The following is an 18,632-nucleotide window of genomic DNA, read 5'->3' as shown; positions in this document are numbered from 1 at the left end:
TTACTTCACCAGCCGTACCTGGTGCTGGCTGCTGATCAGCTCGCCGATCAGCCCGGCCAGCTCGCGGTAGGAGTCGTCGCGCCCGCTCGACGAGCGGAACACCAGACCGATGCGCCGGCCCGGGCGCGGCGCGGCGAACTGGGCCAGGCCCAGCCGGCTGCGCGACGCCTCCACCGGGACCGCGCTCTGTGGGATGAGCGTCACCCCCAGGCCGCCGGTCACGCACTGCACCGCGGTGGCCAGCGAGGCGGCCCGGGTGTTGGCCAGCTCCGCCCGCACACCCGCCTTGTGGCAGACGTCCAGCGCCTGGTCGCGCAGGCAGTGCCCCTCGTCCAGCAGCAGCAGCGGCAGGTCGGCCAGCGCCGTCGCCGGCACCCGGCGCTTGCCCGCCAGCGGGTGGCCCGGCGGAAGCGCGAGCACGAAATCCTCGTCGTAGATCGGGATCGCGGTGACGCCCGCCGTCTCGGCGGGCAGCGCGATCAGCGCCGCGTCGAGCGCGCCCTCGCGCAGCACCGCCAGCAGCCGTTCGGTCTGGTCCTCGGTGACCCGCAGGGTCAGGCCGGGCCGCCGTTCGGCGATTCCGGCCAGCACGGTCGGCAGCACGTAGGGCGCCACCGTGGGGATCAGCCCCAGCCGCATGCCGGCCCGCAACGGGTCCGCCGAACCCGCCGCCGCCGCGGTGAAGGCGTCGGCCGCCTCGACCACGGCCTGGGCGTGCGGCAGCAGCTCGGCGCCCTGGGGTGTCAAGAAGACACGCCGGGTGGAGCGCTCCACCAACTGCGTGCCCAGCCCCGCCTCCAGCGCCGCCAACGCCTGCGACAGCGTCGACTGGCTGACTCCCAAAGCCGTTGCGGCACCGCTGAATTGGCGCTTCTCGGCGACCGCGACGAAGGCGCGCAGACCGGCGATCGTGGGCTGATAAGTCTTATCGGGCATACCTATAAGTGTAGTGGGAAATATCACCTTTACTTCATTGAGGGTACGCGGCAACATGGTGGACGAAAGCTAATCTTGAGTTGATCCAGATAAGTAGATCCAGATAGGAGCGACATGCCTCTGCTGACCATCGGCGACCAGTTCCCCGCCTACGAGCTGACCGCGTTGATCGCGGGCGACCTGTCCAAGGTCGACGCCAAGCAGCCCGGTGACTACTTCACCACCATCACCAGCGAGGACCACGCCGGCAAGTGGCGCGTGGTGTTCTTCTGGCCCAAGGACTTCACCTTCGTCTGCCCCACCGAGATCGCCACCTTCGGCAAGCTCAACGACGAGTTCGAGGACCGCGACGCCCAGGTGCTCGGCGTCTCGATCGACAGCGAGTTCGTCCACTTCAACTGGCGCGCCCAGCACGAGGACCTCAAGAACCTGCCGTTCCCGATGCTCTCGGACATCAAGCGCGAACTGAGCCTGGCCACCGGTGTTCTCAACGCCGACGGCGTGGCCGACCGGGCCACCTTCATCGTCGACCCGAACAACGAGATCCAGTTCGTCTCGGTCACCGCGGGTTCGGTGGGCCGCAACGTCGAGGAAGTACTGCGGGTGCTGGACGCGCTGCAGTCCGACGAGCTGTGCGCGTGCAACTGGCGCAAGGGTGACCCGACGCTGAACGCCACCGAACTGCTCAAGGCCTCTGCTTAATCCGGGCCCGGCTGGGTACAAGCCTGATCAGGAGGCGAGATGAGCGTCGAGAATCTCAAGGAAGCACTGCCGGAGTACGCCAAGGATCTCAAGCTGAACCTGGGCTCGGTCACGCGCACCACCGAGCTCAACGAGGAGCAGCTCTGGGGCACGCTGTTGGCCAGCGCCGCGGCGACCCGAAACACGCAGGTGCTCACCGAGATTGGCGCCGAGGCGGCCGACACCCTGTCCGCCGAGGCGTACCACGCGGCGCTGGGCGCCGCATCGGTGATGGCGATGAACAACGTGTTCTACCGGGGCCGCGGCTTCTTGGACGGCAAGTACGACGACCTGCGTGCGGGATTGCGGATGAACATCATCGGCAATCCCGGCGTGGAGAAGGCGAACTTCGAGCTGTGGTGCTTCGCCGTTTCGGCCATCAACGGATGCCCGGACTGCGTGGCCTCGCACGAGCACACGCTGCGCGAGGCCGGCGTCAGCCGGGAGACCATCCAGGAGGCGCTCAAGGCCGCCGCGATCATTTCCGGTGTGGCCCAAGCGATCGTCACCTCCCAGACGCTGGCGACCGCCGGCTGACCGTGCCGTCGTGGCCAGTGTCGTGACCGGACCCGACTGGGTCCAGCACGTCATCTGGTGGCAGGTCTACCCGCTGGGGTTCGTCGGCGCGTACCCGCTACCGCAGTCCAGCGAGCCGCCGCAACCGGAACAACACCGGTTGCGGCGGCTCGTCGACTGGTTCGACCACGCGATCGAACTCGGCGCCTCCGGCATCGCGCTGGGCCCGATCTTCACCTCGCGCACCCATGGCTACGACACCACCGACCACTACCGCATCGATCCCCGGCTCGGCGACGACGCCGACTTCGACCACCTCATCGCGCAAGCGCACCGGCGCGGCCTGCGGGTGCTGCTCGACGGCGTGTTCAACCACGTCGGTGTGGATTTCCCGCGGTATCGCGCCGCCATCGACTCTGACGATCACGCCGCCGCCCGCTGGTTTCGCGGTAGTCGCGGGCGTTTTCACACCTTCGAGGGCCACGACGGCCTGATCACCCTCAACCACGACAATCCCGAGGTCGTCGACTACACCGTCGACGTCATGGCGCACTGGCTGGGACGCGGCGCCGACGGCTGGCGGCTGGACGCGGCTTACGCTGTGCCGGAAACGTTTTGGGCGGCCACCCTGCCCCGGGTGCGCGACCGCTACCCGCAGGCCTGGTTCGTCGGCGAATTGATCCACGGCGACTACGCCGCGGTGGTGCGGGCCACCGGCTTCGACTCGGCCACCCAATACGAGCTGTGGAAGGCGATCTGGAGCAGCCTCAACGACGGCAACTTCTATGAACTGGACTGGGCGCTGCAGCGGCACAACGCATTTCTGGGCCGGTTCTCGCCGCTGACCTTCATCGGCAACCACGACGTCACCCGGATCGCCAGCCAGCTGAACAACCCCGCGCACCTGGCGCACGCCCTGGTGCTGCTGCTGACGGTCGGCGGGGTGCCCAGCGTGTACGCCGGCGACGAGCTCGGCTTTCGCGGGGTCAAGGAGGAACGGTTCGGCGGCGACGACGCGGTACGGCCCGAGTTCTGCTCTCCCCCAATACCATTGGATGACTTCGGCACCGAGGTGTGGAGGCTGCACCAGTACCTGATCGGGCTGCGCCGCCGCCATCCCTGGCTGCACGCGGCCACCACCACCGCGCTGCTGCTGCAAAACCGGCACTACGTGTACGAGACCCGCAGCGGCGATGAGGCCCTGTTGATCGTGCTCAACATCGGCGATGAGCCGCTGCGGGTTTCGCTCGACGAGCTGGGCGGCCGGCGCGGGCGGGTGATCGGCGGCTCGGCAGCCCCACCGCCGGAGGTGCTCGACACGGTGGTCGTCGAGCCGCAGGGCTGGCGGATCCTGAGCCCGATCTAGGAGTCCGCCAGGCGGGCCAGCGTCACCGGGTCCTGCCGGCCGTCGTAGTACTTCTGCAGGACCGCCAGGAAGTCAGCGTTGTCGTCGGTCGCGTGCGCGAACAGCGTCATCGACGAGCACAGCTTCAGGTCGTCGGGCGAGCCGAAGATCTGCCCGACGGATCGGCCCTGCACCCGCTCGACCAGTCGGGCGCATTCGCGCAGACGCGGCCCGAGCAGCTCGTGGCGCAAGTAGGCGCGGGCCTCCGGCAGCGACGAGATGCCGTACCGGTCCGCCATCGCGCTGCCACCCAGGCCGCGCAGCTGCGGAAAGACGAACCACATCCAATGGCGGCGTTTTCGCCCGGCACGCAACTCGTCGACGACGTCGGCGTAGACCGGCTCCTGGGCGTCCACGAAGCGTTCGAGATCGAACGGGTCGGCGGCCGAGTCCATATGACTACGGTGGCACATGTGGGAGTCCAACGGCGAGTGCCCAGGGTGCGCGACCTCGCGCCACTGATGCAGTTCAAGCGGCCCGAGTTCAACGCGACCAAACGCCGCCTGCGATCCGCCCACACCATCGAGGACCTGCGCCGCATCGCCAAACGCCGCACCCCGAAGGCGGCCTTCGACTACACCGACGGCGCCGCCGAGGACGAGCTGTCCATCCAGCGCGCCCGACAAGCCTTCCGCGACATCGAGTTTCACCCGACGATCCTGCGTGACGTCAGCACCGTGACCGCGGGATGGGATGTGCTGGGCGGGCCCGTGGCGCTGCCGTTCGGGATCGCCCCGACCGGCTTCACCCGGCTGATGCACACCGAGGGCGAGATCGCCGGTGCGCGGGCGGCGGCGCGGGCGGGCATCCCGTTCTCGCTGTCCACCCTGGGCACCTGCGCGATCGAGGACCTGGCGGCCGCAGTTCCCCAGTCGCGCAAGTGGTTTCAGCTGTACATGTGGAAAGACCGGGAACGCTCGATGGCGCTGGTGCGCCGGGCCGCCGACGCAGGTTTCGACACCCTGCTGGCCACCGTCGACGTCCCGGTGTCCGGGGCGCGGCTGCGGGACAACCGCAACGGCATGACGATCCCGCCGACGCTGACGCTGCGCACCGTGCTGGACGCGGTGCCGCACCCGAAATGGTGGTTCGACCTGTTGACCACCGAGCCGCTGGCGTTCGCGTCGCTGGATCGCTGGCCCGGCACCGTCGCCGAGTATCTGAGCACCATGTTCGACCCCAGCCTCACCTTCGACGACCTGGAGTGGATCAAGGCGCGGTGGCCGGGAAAGCTGGTGGTGAAGGGGATTCAGACGCTGGACGACGCCCGCGCCGTCGTCGACCGCGGCGCCGACGGCATCGTGTTGTCGAATCATGGTGGGCGCCAACTGGATCGGGCCCCGGTGCCGTTCCACCTGCTGCCCACCGTGGCGCGCGAGCTGGGCAAGCACACCGAGATCCTGCTGGACACCGGGATCATGTCGGGCGCCGACATCGTCGCGGCGATCGCGCTGGGGGCCCGCTGCACCCTGGTCGGGAGGGCCTATCTGTACGGGCTGATGGCCGGGGGTGAGGCCGGCGTGACCCGGGCGATCGAGATCCTGGCCGAAGGCGTGATCCGGACGATGCGGCTGCTGGGCGTCACCTGTCTCGAGGAGCTGTCGCCGCGGCATGTGACGCCGCTGCGGCGGCTGGCGCCGCTGCCGCCCGTCGAGCCGCCAGTGACGCCGGCGTGACGCTCGCCGGCCGACGGTGCGCGGGCGTGACGCTCGTAGCGAAACCGTCCTCGGGAACAAACCGGCGCCGGGCTGGGTTAAGCGCATCAGACTCAACTTTTGGAGGATTTGATGGCTGAGGCCTACTCGGTGCCGGTGCTGTTCGTCACCGACACCATCGTGTTGCCCGGGATGGTGGTGCCGATCGCGCTGGACGACGCGGCCCGCGCGGCGATCGACGCCGCTCAGGCGAGCGAATCCGGTCAGCTGCTGATCGCCCCCCGGCTCGAGGACCGCTACCCGTCGCACGGCGTGATCGCCAAGATCGTGCAGGTCGGGCGCATCGCCGGAGGCGGCACCGCCGCGGTGGTGCGCGGCGAGCGCCGGGCCCAGATCGGGGCCGGCACGTCCGGGCCCGGCGCGGCGCTGTGGGTGCAGGCGACCCCGGTCCCCGACGCCGCGATCACCGACGAGATCAAGACGCTGGCCGCGGAGTACAAGAAGCTGCTGCTGGCCATGCTGCAACGCCGCGAGGCCTGGGAGATCATCGACTACGTCAACCGGCTGACCGACCCGTCGGCGCTGGCCGACACCTCCGGCTACGCGTCCTACCTGACCAGCGCGCAGAAGCGCCAGCTGCTGGAAACGGTCGATGTGGCCGAGCGGCTGCGGGTGCTGATCGACTGGACCAGCTCGCATCTGGCCGAGGTCGAGGTCAGCGACAAGATCGCCGAGGACGTGCGCGAGGGCATGGAGAAGACGCAGAAGGAATTCCTGCTGCGCCAGCAGCTGGCCGCCATCCGCAAGGAGCTGGGCGAGGGCGAACCGGACGGGTCCGATGAGTACCGGGCCCGCGTCGAGGCCGCCGAGCTGCCCGAGAAGGTCCGCGAGGCCGCGCTGCGCGAGGTCGGCAAGCTGGAACGCGCCAGCGACCAGAGCCCCGAAAGCGGCTGGATCCGCACCTGGCTCGACACCGTGCTGGACCTGCCGTGGAACGTCAAGACCGAGGATTCGACGGACCTGAAGGCCGCCCGGGACATCCTGGACGCCGACCACCACGGCCTCGACGACGTCAAGGACCGCATCGTCGAGTACCTGGCGGTGCGCACCCGCCGCGCCCAGCGCGGGCTGCAGGTGGTCGGCGGCCGCGGCTCGGGTGCGGTGATGGTGTTGGCCGGCCCGCCCGGCGTCGGCAAGACGTCGCTGGGCGAGAGCGTGGCGCGGGCGCTGGGCCGCAAGTTCGTGCGCGTCGCCCTGGGCGGGGTGCGCGACGAGGCCGAGATCCGTGGCCACCGGCGCACCTACGTGGGCGCGCTGCCGGGCCGGATCGTGCGTGCGATCGGCGAGGCGGGATCGATGAATCCCGTTGTGCTGCTGGACGAAATCGACAAGGTCGGCTCCGACTACCGGGGCGACCCGAGCGCGGCGCTGCTCGAGGTGCTCGACCCGGCGCAGAACCACACCTTCCGCGACCACTACCTGGATCTGGACCTGGACCTGTCCGACGTGGTGTTCCTGGCCACCGCCAACATCGTCGAGAACATCCCGTCGGCCCTGCTGGACCGGATGGAGCTGGTGACCATCGACGGCTACACCGAGGACGACAAGGTGGCCATCGCCCGGGACTACCTGCTGCCCCGGCAGCGGGAGCGGGCGGCGCTGACCGAGGACGAGGTGACGGTGACCGACGCGGCGCTGCGCAAGATCGCCGCCGACTACACCCGCGAGCCGGGCGTGCGACAGTTCGAACGGCTGCTGGCCAGGGCGCTGCGCAAGGTGACGACCAAGCTGGCAGAGCAGCCTGGGTCGGTCACCATCGACGAGCCCGATCTCGTCGACTACCTGGGCCGGCCCCGGTTCACGCCCGAGTCGGCCGAACGCACCGCGGTGCCCGGGGTGGCGACCGGCCTGGCCGTCACCGGCCTGGGCGGCGATGTGCTCTACATCGAGGCCGGGGCGACCGACGGGGAGCCGGGGTTGCAGCTGACCGGTCAGCTGGGTGACGTGATGAAGGAGTCGGCGCAGATCGCGCTGTCCTACGTGCGCTCCCACGCCGCCGCGCTCGGGGTCGACCCGAAGGCGCTGGACCGGCGCATCCACGTGCACGTGCCCGCCGGGGCGGTGCCCAAGGACGGCCCGTCGGCCGGGGTCACGATGGTGACCGCTCTGGTGTCGATGGCCACCGGACGCCAGGTGCGCTCCGACGTCGGCATGACCGGCGAGGTCACGCTGAACGGTCGGGTGTTACCGATCGGCGGCGTGAAGCAAAAGCTGCTGGCGGCCCAACGTGCCGGGCTGTCAACGGTTTTCATCCCGGCGCGCAACGAGCCGGATCTCGATGACGTGCCTGCCGAGGTGCTCGAGGCGCTGACGGTCACGCCCATGACCGACGTGGCCGACATCGTCGCGCAGGCGCTGGAACCCGTCACCGCGCCGGCCGCCGCCGCGGCCTGACCGCGCCTCCAGCGTCACGCCGGCGTGGCTCTCCGCACCGAACGCCACGCTGGCGTGACGCCGGGTGTCGCGGTTGAATGACCGCGTGAGTCTCAAACGGCGAGTGGTACACCGAGTTCAACGCCTGCTGGTCAACCCGGTGGGCCGGCAATTGCCGATGACCATGCTCGAAACCACCGGACGCAAGAGCGGCAAGCCGCGGCGGACCGCGGTGGGCGGACGCGTGGTGGACAACCAGTTCTGGATGGTTTCCGAACACGGCGAACACTCCGACTATGTGCGCAACATCAAGGCCAACCCGGCCGTCCGCGTGCGGGTCGGCGGCCGCTGGCGCACCGGCACCGCGCACTTGTTGCCGGACGACGACCCCGTGCAGCGGCTGGGCAACCTGCCCCGCCTCAACAGCGCGATGGTGCGCCTGATGGGCAGTGACCTGCTGACCATCCGGGTGGACCTGGACTGACCTCGACGCCCGTGTCGGCGGCCGGCATTAAGGTCGGCGCATGCCCTACGACGAGGACCTGGCCAACCGGATCCGCGAGCTGCTCGGCGGTCAACCGGGCATCGAGGAGAAGCGCATGTTCGGCGGGCTGGCGTTTCTGCTCAACGGCAACATGTCGGTGGCGGCCAGCGGCCAGGGCGGGCTGCTGGTGCGGGTGCCGCCCGAGGACACCGACAAACTCGCCGCGCGCGCCCATGTCGGCCCGATGGTGATGGCCGGGCGGGAAACCCGCGGCTGGTTACGAGTCGACGCCGCCGGGGTGCGGACCAAACGCCAGCTTGCGGGTTGGGTCGCCCGCGGCGTCGGATACGCCGAAAGCCTGCCGCCCAAGTAGCGGCGCCGTTTGCCCGCGCACGCCGGGGGTACGCGAACCGGTATGAGCAACCGCGACCAGCGAGTGCGACGACTGCTCGACGTCGCCGGCCAGACGTACGCGGCGCAGGCGGGCATCAAGCTGAGTGACAAGCCGATGCCATTGTTTCAGCTTCTGGTGCTGTGCATGCTGGCCAGCAAGCCGATCGACGCGGCCATCGCCGTGGGCGCGGCGGCCGAACTGTTCAAGGCGGGTCTGCGAACCCCTAAGGCGGTGTTGGACGCGGATCGGCAGACCATGATCGACGCGTTCGGGCGCGCCCACTACGTGCGTTACGACGAGAGCTCGGCCACCCGGCTCACCGACATGGCCGAGCGCGTGCGCGACGACTACTCCGGTGATCTGCGCGAACTGGCCGCTCGCAGCGAGCACGACACAGTGTCGGCGAAACGGATGCTGAAGAGATTCAAGGGGATCGGCGACACCGGCGCCGACATCTTTCTGCGCGAAGTCCAAGACGTGTGGACCTGGGTGCGGCCCTACTTCGATGACCGGGCCACCGGAGCCGCCAAGAAACTGGGGCTGCCCGCCGAGCCGGACAAGCTGGGAAGCCTTGCGCCGCAAGCCAATGCGCGGCTGGCCGCCGCCCTGGTGCGGGCGTCGCTGGACGACGACGTGCGCCGGCAGGTCAGCGGCTGACCGCCCCGTGACCGTGCGCATCGGTACCTCCGGGTGGTCGTATGACCACTGGGCGGATGTGCTGTACCCGCCGGGAACGCCGTCGGCGCCCCGGCTGTCCCGCTACATCGAGGTGTTCGACACCGTCGAGTTGAACGCCAGTTTCTACCGCTGGCCCAAGGATTCGACGTTCGCGGGGTGGCGCGAGCAGTTGCCGGACGGCTTCACCATGTCGGTCAAGGCGCACCGCGGACTCACCCACTACCGCCGGCTGGCCTCCCCCGAACCGTGGATCGAACGGTTCGAGCGGTGCTGGGAGTTGCTGGGCGATCGGCGCGGCGTGCTGCTGGTGCAGTTGCATCCCGAGCAGCAGCGCGACGACGCCCGCCTGGATTCCTTCTTGGAGCGCATGCCCGCGTCCATCCGCGTCGCCGTCGAACTGCGCCACCCGTCGTGGAACGACCCCGCGGTGTATGCGCTGCTGGAGCGCCGCCGTGCGGCGTACGTGGTGACGAGCGGCCTTGGACTGGCGTGCATCCCGCGTGCGACGACCGACCTGGTCTACATCCGGATGCACGGACCGGACCCAGCCGCCAACTATGCCGGCTCGTACTCCGACGACGACTTGCGGTGCTGGGCCGAGCGGATCACCACCTGGGACGGTGACGGAAAGGACGTGTGGATGTATTTCAACAACGACCTGGGCGGCCACGCGGTACGCAACGCGCTCGCGCTGCGCGAGCTGGTGGGTTGAGCGCCCGCGAGTAGGCTGAAACTTCGACAGAACGGAGCAACCCATCATGGCCAGCGCGACCGGCTTCGTCATCATCGGCGGCGGACTTGCGGCGGCAAAAGCCGTGGAAGCATTGCGGGACAACAACTTCGACGGGCGCATCATCGTGTTCGCCGACGAGGAGCACCTGCCCTACGAACGGCCGCCGCTGTCCAAGGAGTTTCTGGCCGGCAAGAAGTCACTGACCGACTTCACCGTGCAGAACTCGGACTGGTACCGGGACAACGACGTCGACCTGCGGCTCAACACCCGGGTGTGCGCGCTGGACACCGCCGGCCACACCGTCGGGCTCGCCGACGGCACCACCGTGGCCTACGACAAGCTGCTGCTGGCCACCGGATCGGCCGCGCGGCGTCCGCCGATCCCGGGATCGGATTGCGCCGGCGTGCATTACCTGCGCACGTATGAAGACGCGGTGGCGTTGAATTCCTTTCTGGGCGAAGGGAAGTCGCTGGCAGTGGTGGGTGCGGGGTGGATCGGGCTGGAAGTGGCCGCGGCCGCGCGCCAGCGCGGTGTCGAGGTCACGGTGGTGGAGGCGGCCCGACAACCCCTGACCGCGGCGCTGGGGGAAACCGTCGGCGAGGTGTTCGCCACGCTGCATCGCGAGCACGGCGTGGATCTGCGGCTCGAGACGCAGGTGCGAGAGATCACCCGGGCCGACGGCTCGGCGACCGGCCTGCGCACCACGGACGGGTCGGCGATCCCCGCGGACGCGGTGCTGGTGGCCGTCGGCGCCCGACCCAACATCGAACTCGCCGAGGCGGCCGGGCTGTCCCTGGCCGATGGTGGTGTGCTGGTCGACGCGTCGTTGCGCACCAGCGATCCCGACATCTACGCCGTCGGCGACATCGCCGCCGCCGAACATCCGCTGCTGCGCACCCGGATCCGCACCGAGCACTGGGCCAACGCGCTCAAACAGCCCGCGATCGCCGTGGCCGGGATGCTGGGCAGGCCGGGCGAATACGACGAACTGCCCTACTTCTTCACCGATCAGTACGACCTGGGCATGGAGTACGTCGGGCATGCGCCCCGGTTCGAGCGGGTGGTGTTCCGCGGCGACGTCGCAGCCCGCGAATTCGTCGCGTTCTGGCTCGACGCCGACGACCGGGTGCTGGCCGGGATGAACGTCAACATCTGGGATGTGCTCGACGACGTCAAGGCCCTGATCCGGTCCCGGGCGCCCATCGACGCCGACCGGCTCGGTGATCCCGGCGCACCGCTGGGCGAGCTGCTCGGTTGACGGGTCAGCCCGCGGGGCGCTGGGCCGGCGATCCCTCGGCGCAGTGCTGCGGCGGCGTCCACCGGCCGTCGATGACCTCGGGTGGGCATTGCACCTGCAACCGCTCCCGCTCGGTGCGGCGGCGCTTGATCCGCAGCCGGGCATCGCCGGGCATGGTCACCAGCTCGTTGCAGGTCAGGTAGTACACGTCGTCGACGGCGTCGATCAGATCCGCCTCCACCCGCAGAGATCCCAAGGCGCGCAACGTCATTCGGAGCTCGTGGGTGAACCGCATGGTGGCGTCGTGGGCCAGCTCCTTAGAGCCGCGGGCGTTGGCCGCCAGCCGCTCGGCCAGCGTCGCCGGCGCGGCGGGCTCGGCGGGCGCCGCGGCGGCAGCGGCGGCGGCGCTCAGCAGCATCGCCGGGTCGTCGGCGAACGTCTGGCTGGCCAGCTCGGCGTCCCCGGGCCCGCGGTGTCCAATCCGCGCCACCGCGGCGTCCACGGCGGCGGCGGTCTTCGGCGCCAGCGCGCGGATGCTGGCGAGGTTGCCGTCGGCGGCCAGCGCACACAACGGCGGGTCGGCCGCCAACATCGCCGCCAGCTCGGCGGTTTCGGCTGCCACTAGGCCGCTTTCGGTGATCATGCCGAGGCCGGGCACACTCTGCCCGGCCTGGCTGCGCACCAGCGCCGCCGCCGTGATCCCGGTGTCGAGCAGCCACAGCGCGTTGAGGATCCAGCCCTGGTGGATGCGGTCGCGCAACAGCCGCAGCCGCACCTCCAGCGCGGCCTGCGGCAGCAATGCCAGTTGGGCGGCGTCCACCTGCTCGGCGACGGCGGCGGCGCAGTAGTCGCGGGTGTTCGCCCGCAAGTGCCGCAGCAGCGCCACCGACCGTCCCGCGGCCACCGCCTTGGCGATCGAGCCGAGCGCCCCGCCCGCCAACGCCGGCTCACCGAACGGCAGCGGATCGCCGACCTGGGGCCGGCCCACCAGGGCGTCGCGGGCGACGGCGTCCTGGTCCCAGCCGGGCAGCTGGGTGGCGGCGACCATGTTGACCGACACCCCGACATAGGGCCGGTGGCCGAACACCGCGATGGCCCTGCTGTCCCATTCCTCGCCGACCGCGCCGCCCAGCGCGAGCACCCGGCCCAACACCCGGCTCGCGGTGCGCAGCCCGCTCAGTTGGACGTCGAGCGTGATCGGGGTGAGCGGCCCGGGCAGCGCATCGGTGAGCGCGGTGGCCGAAAACACCGGGAACCGCGGATCGATCCGGTCGTCGAATTCGCCTTCCACGCCTTCGGGCGCCGCGCTGTGCGCGCCGTTGCCCGCCCGCTGCGGCAGCACCTCGACGGGCAGCGCGAGCTGGGCGCCGTGATTGATCGCGCCCGCGGTGTCCAGCCGGCGCCCGACCAGCCCACGCGCGGTGTCGGCGACCGCGTCCAGCGCGTGCCAGCCGAACTCGAACAGCCAATCCTCTTGCGCGGCAGCAACATTGAGATCCGGAATCAGCTGCGACCAGCTGCGCACCCGGTGCAGCCGGGAACGGGGGTCGGTGGCGCGCAGCATCCGCCAGGCGGTGACCAGGTTGACGGTGTCCGGGCTGGCCAGGTCCACCACGCCGGTGCGGTCGGTGTCGAGGGCCGTCACCAAAAAGCGCATCAGGTCGTCGAGGTGCAGCACCCGCATCGGCTGCGCCGACACCTTGGTGCGCAGCACGGTGGCCACCGTGCGGCACACCATCCAGTCGAGCTGACGACCGACCGGCGGCGCGATCCGGACCACCACGCTGGGCCCCCAGCTCGAGGCCACCAGGTCCTCGGCCGGTCGATACAGCTCGGGCCGGCCGGCGGCCTGCGACACGAATAACAGCCGGGACCCGGCCCGGGCGGCGGCGTCGGTGACGCGCGCCAGCCCGTCCATGGCGGCGTTGCCGGGCGCGGTGGGGTCGATCGGGGCCAGGTGGATGACCGCGTCCGCCTCGTCGGTCAGCTCGCGCAACACCCGGTCGCGCAGCGGCGCGCAAACGAATTCGACGTTGCCGTCCAGGCAGGGGTGCGGCAGCTCAGCAATTCCGGTGACGGTGTGCCCGGCCGCGATCAGCTGCCCAGCGACCAGCCGCCCGAGTGCGCCGGTGGCGTCGGTAACCAGGATGTGCACCTGGGCTCACCTCCCCCAACCCTCAGCACTCAACAATAGGCAAATAGGCACTGGCTACGCGACCGTCGGTCCGGTAACGGTTCGATGACCGGCGGTGACGCCGGCGCCGGGGCCCGGGCCACTGCCCCGGGCTACTGCAGCGCCGCGCTGCCGTCGGCGGCGACGGCGACCTTGGCGCCACCGATGTCCTCGCGCACGGTTGCCTGCGCGGCGGCGCGATCGGTGACGACGGCCAGGGCGCGCGACCCGTCCGGGGTGCGCACCGCCAGGAACGCCTTCTCCGGCTCACCCTCGCGGTCGTGGGGCGTCGTCCAGGCCTCAACGGTGCCGACGCCCTCCCACTCGACCGCCGCATCGGTCGTCGGCTCCCGGTCGACGGCCGATTGGGTGTCCTCCCAACGGAATTCGGCCGGCGGTTCGGTGCCGTAGACGCCGAAGCTGTGCTTGGTCAGGTAGCCGCCGTTGGCGGTGATCAAACCACGCCGCCCGGGATTGGCCACCAGCAACTCGGCCATGGTGGCGATGGAGTGCATGACGTAGTTGCTCCACGGCCCGCCCGCAAACGTCAGCCCGCCGGTCACCGTGAGCGGTCGGGCGGGGTCGTCGAGGCCCAGCCCGAGTTCGGCCGCCGCCACCTGTACCGCGGAGGGAAAGCACGAGTACAGGTCCACGTGGTCGACGTCGTCGATGCCCAGCCCGGCCAGTTGCAGCGCCCGGGCGCCGGCGATCCGGATGGCCGCCGAGCGGTGCAGCTCGTGGCGTTCGGCGATGGACGCGGTGTCATGCGCATCCGTGCCCGCCAGCGGGTAGACCCACCGCTCGGGCGGGACCTTCAGCCGTCGCGCCTGCTCCACCGAGGTCAGTACGAGCGCCGCACCCTGGTCGACCATGTTGTTGGAGTTCATCAACTTGGTATACGGCCAGCTGATCATCCGGTTGTGCGGCCCCGCCCGGCAGATGTCGTCGGCGCTGTGCGGGGTGCGGATCCAGGCGTGCGGGTTGTCCACCGCCACCGCGTTGAACCGCGCCCACAGCCGCCCGATGCGGGTGAGGTGGTCCTCGACCGACTCGCCGGTGGACACCCGCAGCGCCTGCTCGAACAGGGGGTAGACGTAGGCCGGCCGGTCCAGGGAGATCCTGATCTCGGCCTCGCCGGCCATCGCCACGTCTTCGCCGCTGACCTCGGCCATCGGCACCGAGCGGTCCTGCTCGGTCCAGACCAGTTTGCCGCCCTTGGCCCGCAATCCCCGTCGGGTGCGCCAGGTTTCGGCGCCGGCCAGCAGCACCACGTTGGCGCGGCCCCGCTGGATATCCAGGCATGCCTGGTTGACCAGCGATTGCGGCACGTTGCCGCCGACCGGGGTGTACAGCGTGCCGAAGTCGCGGGCGCCGATGCGCTGGCCGAGCAGCAGCCCGGGATCGCGATACTGCGCCGAGAGGATGTTGACCACCCGGATGGAATCCACCGCCTCGATCACCGCGGCGTCGGCGGCCCGCTCGACGGCGGCGGCCATCAGGTCGACGGGCTCGACGGAGCGGACCGCCGGGTCGATGTCGTCGCGGTGGTTGACCTGGCCGTAGCCGATCAGCACCGGGGTGCGGGGGTCGACGGTCATGCAACGAATTTAGCGTGGCTATGAATCCGGCCGGGCCGTCGGCCCCGGCGCCGGACCGGCCGGGTCGGCGGGCCCGAACAGCACCCGCTCGTCGATCAGCCGCCGAATGTCGGCGGTGTTCATGCCCAGCAGGTCGCGGCAGATCGCCACGGTGTCCTGGCCGGGCAGCGGCGCCGGGGCCTGGCGGGCCGGCGGGATGTGGCGAAACGGCGCCGGGCCGGTCTCGGCCGGCAGCGGGTTGTCGATCAGCGGATGCCGCATCGGGCGGTAGAGGTTGCGGGCGATCAGCTGCGGGTCCTCCAGGATGTCCGGCGGGCGGTTCATCGGGCCGGCCGGCACCGCGGCCGCCTGCAGCAGCTCGGCCGCCCGCACCGGGGTGCGGGTGCGGGTCCATGCCGAGACCAGCTCCACCAGCTCGCGGCGATGGGCCAGCCGCGCCTCCGCGGTGCCGAAGCGGGGGTCGTCCGCCCATTCGGCGTGGTCGAAAACCGCAGCGGCGCGCCGCCATTCGTCATCCGACCGGATCGAGATGACGCACCACTCGTCGTCCCCGGCGCAAGGGTAGACCGCGTGCAGGCCGGTGTCCGGGCGGATCTGGGCCACACCGGCGGCCAGCGCGGCCTGCGTGACATACAGCGTGTCGAGCTGGTTGACCACCACCTCAGCCTGCGAGATGTGCACGTGGGCTCCGGCGCCGGCCCGGTCGCGGTGGATCAGGGCGGCCAGCGCCGCGATCGCGGTGACCCGCCCTACCACGTGATCGGGGAAGATCGTCGTCGCGTCGTAGAACGCGTGCCGGCCGTCGTCGTCGTGTTCCCGCGCATCGTCGGACGTCCACAACCGGGTCACCCCGGTGGTGGCGCGCACCAGGGGGCCGTAGCCCATCCGGGTGCTCCACGGCCCGGTGTCGCCGAAGGCGCTGCTTTCGGCCAGCACGATCCGCGGGTTGATCGCGCGCAGCTGTTCGTAGGAAAAACCCAGTGCGGCAAGGGTTCCCGGTTTGAAGTTGGCGAACACCGCGTCGGCCTCGGCCACCAGCCGGGCGAAGATCGTCTTGCCCTGCGCGCTGCGCAGGTCCAGTCCCAGCGCCCGGTTGTTGCGGTGCGTCCAGGCGAACGACTCGCCCATGGCCTCGCTGGCGCGGGCCTGGCGCAGCCCGTCGGGGTAGTCCGCGCTCTCGACCTTGATGACGTCGGCGCCCAGGTCACCGAACAGCCGGCTCAGCTCGCCGCCGGCGACGATGATGCCCAGGTCCAGGATGCGCAGGCCGGCGAAGGGATGGTCGCCGAGCCGGCCCGCCGGCGACGGCACCACCGACGGGGCGCCGCGCCAGTACGGTTCGTCCCGGCCGGCGGCGGGCACCGGCGCGCGAAAGCCCGCGCGCCGGCCGTCGACGACGAAATATCCGCTCGGCACGGCGGTGTGCACGCCGGGGACGAGTTCGGCGTCCGTGATGGCGCCCACCGCCTGAAAGTGGTCGGATCCCAGGATCTGCGACGGCGTCAGCACCGCGGCGATCGGAACCCCGTGCGCCTGGCCGGCGGCCACCAGATCCTTCATGGTCTGCCCGGCGAACAGCTTCTGCAGCAGCTCGCTGATCTGCGGCCACACCGCGAACCGCGCGCCGATCACGTCGTACTTGGGATCCTGGAAGTCCTCCGGCTCCCCCAGCCAGCGGCGCAGCCCGTGCCATTGCCGCGGCGCCATCACGCACAGCCGGACGTAGCCGTCCTGGCACGGATAGATCGGGTAGGCATCCTGGTTCTTCGGCCGGCCCCGCCACCGCCCGCTGCGCCGGATGCCGGCGGCGGCCTGCCCGTGCGCGCCGAACGCCGGGTCGAGCGCCATCACGACGGCGTCGAACCACGAGAAGTCGATGTAATCGCCTGTGCCGCAACGTAATCGGTTGTAGTATGCAGCGAGTGCGGCCCATGCAGCCTGAACGGCCGCGGTTGCCGACGCGATGCCGTCCGGCGGCAACACCGGAGTGCCGGTGGTGGGGCCGGATCGCGACAGCGCCCCGCACATCGCATACAGCACCGGATCGGTGGCGCGCCACGACGAGCGCGGGCCGGTGGCGCCGAAATCGGTGATCGACAGCACCACCAGGTGCGGGTAGCGGGCGGCCAGCTCCTCGGCGGAGGTGCCGAACATGGCGCCGCGCTCGTCGACGCCGGTGTCCACGACGATGTCGGCGTCGGCGGCCAGGTCCAGGAAGCGGGCGCAGTCCTCGTCGTCGAACGGGTCCAGCACGGTGCTGCGCTTGTTGGCGTTGTGCACGGCGAACGGAATGCTGGCGCCGCGCAGCGTGGGCAGCGCGTCACGCCCCAGGCAGCCGCCCGGCGGCTCGACCTTGAGGACGTCGGCGCCGAGGTCGGCGAACAGCCGGGTGACCGCGTCGGCGACGCCGTTCGACAAGTCCAGGACGCGCACGGCGTCGAGCAACCGGTCGGCCATCTGCACACCGTACCCGCCTGGTCAGGCCGCCGCGCGGCGGGCGTTGAGCGCGCCATCGGGATACCGCGCCGGCCCAAAATGCCGGGCGGGCAAGCTGTTTCGGCGCGCATCGGCCCTGCGCCGCTCGCCGCGGCGGGCGGTCGGCTATCGTCACAGGCCGATCCGCGACCTGTCGTCCGATGGAGGCATCCCCTTATGACCGCGCAGCTGAGCTACGTCGAGGCCGTGGTGGTCGGCGCCTTCCAGGGCGTCACCGAGCTGTTCCCCGTCTCCAGCCTCGGCCACGCGGTGCTGGTGCCGGCGCTGGTCGGCGGGCGCTGGGCGCAGGACCTGAGCGTGTCGGCCCACCGATCGCCCTACCTGGCGTTCATCGTGGGCCTGCACGTGGCCACCGCGGCCGCCCTGCTGGTCTTCTTCTGGCGCGACTGGGTGCGCATCCTGGCCGGCTTCTTCTCCTCGCTGCGGCATCGCCGCATCCGCACCCCCGACGAGCGGCTGGCCTGGCTGATCGTGGTGGGCACCATCCCGGTGGGGCTGGCCGGGCTGGCGCTGGAGCAGCTGTTCCGCACCACCCTCGGCAAGCCCGTCCCGGCGGCGGCCTTCTTGCTGCTCAACAGCGTCGCGCTGTATGCCGGTGAGGTGCTGCGCCGACGCGTCGCGCCGGTGGCGGATGAGCCCGCGGTGCCCGACGCGGAGCAGCAACACGGCGACGAGGCCTCCGACAACCGCCTCGCCCAACTTCCGCTGCGCCGCGGCGTGCTGATCGGCGCCGCGCAGATCCTCGCGCTGCTGCCCGGCATCAGCCGCTCCGGCATCACCATCGTGGCCGGGTTGTGGCGCGGCCTGTCGCACGAGGACGCCGCCCGCTTCTCGTTCCTGCTGGCGACGCCGATCATCCTGGCCGCCGGGGTGTACAAGATCCCGGAGCTGTTCGGGCCGCTCGGCGCCGGGATCGGTGGGCAGGTGCTGGCCGGCAGCATCGCCTCGTTCGTGTGCGCCTACCTGGCGGTGCGCTATCTCACCCGGTACTTCCAGACCCGCACGCTGACGCCGTTCGCGATCTATTGCGCCGTGGCCGGCGGCGCCAGCCTGGTGTGGCTCGCGCTGCGCTGACCGGGGGCCACCGACCGGCCGCTTGTTGCGCGGGCCGACGCCGAGTGCTGTGCTTAGCCCGTCGATGTTGACACCCGTC

16 protein-coding genes are annotated in these 18,632 nt (G+C 70.7%); 11 read left to right on the top strand and 5 right to left on the bottom strand.

Translation table 11 applies throughout. From position 1 onward, the window contains the following. Entirely contained in the window at positions 1-936 is a 936-nt protein-coding gene (locus H7I87_RS07220) for a hydrogen peroxide-inducible genes activator (RefSeq protein ID WP_011725083.1), read from the bottom strand. A 114-nt stretch (positions 937-1,050) separates the two neighbouring features. Between H7I87_RS07220 and H7I87_RS07215 the strand changes: the two genes are divergently transcribed. The 3 genes from H7I87_RS07215 to H7I87_RS07205 are packed head-to-tail and all read left to right on the top strand — an operon-like array spanning position 1,051 to position 3,559. After that, positions 1,051-1,638 (top strand): peroxiredoxin, encoded by a 588-nt coding sequence (locus H7I87_RS07215; RefSeq protein ID WP_009976955.1) that lies wholly within the window; start codon positions 1,051-1,053, stop codon positions 1,636-1,638. Positions 1,639-1,677: 39 nt separating this feature from the next. Next, on the top strand, positions 1,678-2,214 hold the full coding sequence (locus tag H7I87_RS07210; protein WP_023861649.1) for an alkyl hydroperoxide reductase: 537 nt from the start codon (positions 1,678-1,680) through the stop codon (positions 2,212-2,214). Between the two features lie 10 nt (positions 2,215-2,224). Beyond that, positions 2,225-3,559: an alpha-amylase family protein gene (locus H7I87_RS07205; protein WP_023861650.1), complete on the top strand. Its 1,335-nt coding sequence runs from the start codon at positions 2,225-2,227 to the stop codon at positions 3,557-3,559. On the opposite strand, the gene H7I87_RS07200 is transcribed toward H7I87_RS07205, so the two are convergent. Beyond that, entirely contained in the window at positions 3,556-3,993 is a 438-nt protein-coding gene (locus H7I87_RS07200) for a DUF1810 domain-containing protein (protein WP_011725086.1), read from the bottom strand. The two genes, H7I87_RS07205 and H7I87_RS07200, sit on opposite strands and share 4 nt — an antisense overlap. Before the next feature lie 18 nt (positions 3,994-4,011). On the opposite strand from H7I87_RS07200, the gene H7I87_RS07195 reads away from it, so the two are divergent. The 7 genes from H7I87_RS07195 to H7I87_RS07165 all read left to right on the top strand — a co-directional run bounded on the left by H7I87_RS07195 (position 4,012) and on the right by H7I87_RS07165 (position 11,233). Further along, positions 4,012-5,274: an alpha-hydroxy acid oxidase gene (locus H7I87_RS07195; RefSeq protein ID WP_023861652.1), complete on the top strand. Its 1,263-nt coding sequence runs from the start codon at positions 4,012-4,014 to the stop codon at positions 5,272-5,274. Between the two features lie 111 nt (positions 5,275-5,385). After that, the gene (lon, locus tag H7I87_RS07190) at positions 5,386-7,707 is read left to right on the top strand and encodes an endopeptidase La (protein ID WP_170924231.1); all 2,322 of its coding nucleotides are present in this window, start codon (positions 5,386-5,388) and stop codon (positions 7,705-7,707) included. A gap of 85 nt (positions 7,708-7,792) precedes the next feature. Then, the gene (locus H7I87_RS07185; protein ID WP_011725088.1) at positions 7,793-8,170 is read left to right on the top strand and encodes a nitroreductase family deazaflavin-dependent oxidoreductase; all 378 of its coding nucleotides are present in this window, start codon (positions 7,793-7,795) and stop codon (positions 8,168-8,170) included. 40 nt (positions 8,171-8,210) lie between these two features. Continuing rightward, the gene (locus H7I87_RS07180) at positions 8,211-8,543 is read left to right on the top strand and encodes a TfoX/Sxy family protein (RefSeq protein WP_011725089.1); all 333 of its coding nucleotides are present in this window, start codon (positions 8,211-8,213) and stop codon (positions 8,541-8,543) included. A gap of 42 nt (positions 8,544-8,585) precedes the next feature. Then, the gene (locus tag H7I87_RS07175; RefSeq protein ID WP_033719894.1) at positions 8,586-9,221 is read left to right on the top strand and encodes an endonuclease; all 636 of its coding nucleotides are present in this window, start codon (positions 8,586-8,588) and stop codon (positions 9,219-9,221) included. Positions 9,222-9,228: 7 nt separating this feature from the next. Next, positions 9,229-9,954 (top strand): DUF72 domain-containing protein, encoded by a 726-nt coding sequence (locus H7I87_RS07170; protein ID WP_019733905.1) that lies wholly within the window; start codon positions 9,229-9,231, stop codon positions 9,952-9,954. A gap of 46 nt (positions 9,955-10,000) precedes the next feature. Further along, positions 10,001-11,233, top strand: coding sequence for an NAD(P)/FAD-dependent oxidoreductase (locus H7I87_RS07165; RefSeq protein WP_063967010.1), 1,233 nt, complete (start codon positions 10,001-10,003; stop codon positions 11,231-11,233). A 4-nt stretch (positions 11,234-11,237) separates the two neighbouring features. Here H7I87_RS07165 and H7I87_RS07160 read toward each other — a convergent pair whose 3' ends face one another. From H7I87_RS07160 to H7I87_RS07150, 3 genes are all read right to left on the bottom strand, one after another. Next, positions 11,238-13,367, bottom strand: a complete 2,130-nt coding sequence (locus H7I87_RS07160; protein WP_011725093.1) for an NAD(P)H-binding protein — start codon at positions 13,365-13,367, stop codon at positions 11,238-11,240. Between the two features lie 131 nt (positions 13,368-13,498). Next, positions 13,499-14,983, bottom strand: coding sequence for an acetyl-CoA acetyltransferase (locus H7I87_RS07155; protein ID WP_011725094.1), 1,485 nt, complete (start codon positions 14,981-14,983; stop codon positions 13,499-13,501). 18 nt (positions 14,984-15,001) lie between these two features. Further along, entirely contained in the window at positions 15,002-17,446 is a 2,445-nt protein-coding gene (locus tag H7I87_RS07150) for a CaiB/BaiF CoA-transferase family protein (RefSeq protein WP_011725095.1), read from the bottom strand. A 189-nt stretch (positions 17,447-17,635) separates the two neighbouring features. Between H7I87_RS07150 and H7I87_RS07145 the strand changes: the two genes are divergently transcribed. Continuing rightward, positions 17,636-18,553, top strand: coding sequence for an undecaprenyl-diphosphate phosphatase (locus H7I87_RS07145; protein ID WP_011725096.1), 918 nt, complete (start codon positions 17,636-17,638; stop codon positions 18,551-18,553). The last annotated feature ends 79 nt before the right edge of the window (positions 18,554-18,632 follow it).

The organism is Mycobacterium timonense (assembly GCF_025821985.1).
In the GTDB taxonomy this organism is placed as follows: Bacteria; Actinomycetota; Actinomycetes; order Mycobacteriales; family Mycobacteriaceae; genus Mycobacterium; species Mycobacterium avium.
Note: the sequence above shows the minus strand (reverse complement) of the source record. Positions and strands in the feature narration are given on the sequence as shown.

Excerpts from the sequence above, each read along its gene's own strand:
- H7I87_RS07220 (WP_011725083.1), bottom strand. The coding sequence starts at position 936 with ATGCCCGATAAGACTTATCAGCCCACGATCGCCGGTCTGCGCGCCTTC.
- H7I87_RS07215 (WP_009976955.1), top strand. The coding sequence starts at position 1,051 with ATGCCTCTGCTGACCATCGGCGACCAGTTCCCCGCCTACGAGCTGACC.
- H7I87_RS07210 (WP_023861649.1), top strand. The coding sequence starts at position 1,678 with ATGAGCGTCGAGAATCTCAAGGAAGCACTGCCGGAGTACGCCAAGGAT.
- H7I87_RS07200 (WP_011725086.1), bottom strand. The coding sequence starts at position 3,993 with ATGGACTCGGCCGCCGACCCGTTCGATCTCGAACGCTTCGTGGACGCC.
- lon (WP_170924231.1), top strand. The coding sequence starts at position 5,386 with ATGGCTGAGGCCTACTCGGTGCCGGTGCTGTTCGTCACCGACACCATC.
- H7I87_RS07180 (WP_011725089.1), top strand. The coding sequence starts at position 8,211 with ATGCCCTACGACGAGGACCTGGCCAACCGGATCCGCGAGCTGCTCGGC.
- H7I87_RS07175 (WP_033719894.1), top strand. The coding sequence starts at position 8,586 with ATGAGCAACCGCGACCAGCGAGTGCGACGACTGCTCGACGTCGCCGGC.
- H7I87_RS07165 (WP_063967010.1), top strand. The coding sequence starts at position 10,001 with ATGGCCAGCGCGACCGGCTTCGTCATCATCGGCGGCGGACTTGCGGCG.
- H7I87_RS07155 (WP_011725094.1), bottom strand. The coding sequence starts at position 14,983 with ATGACCGTCGACCCCCGCACCCCGGTGCTGATCGGCTACGGCCAGGTC.
- H7I87_RS07145 (WP_011725096.1), top strand. The coding sequence starts at position 17,636 with ATGACCGCGCAGCTGAGCTACGTCGAGGCCGTGGTGGTCGGCGCCTTC.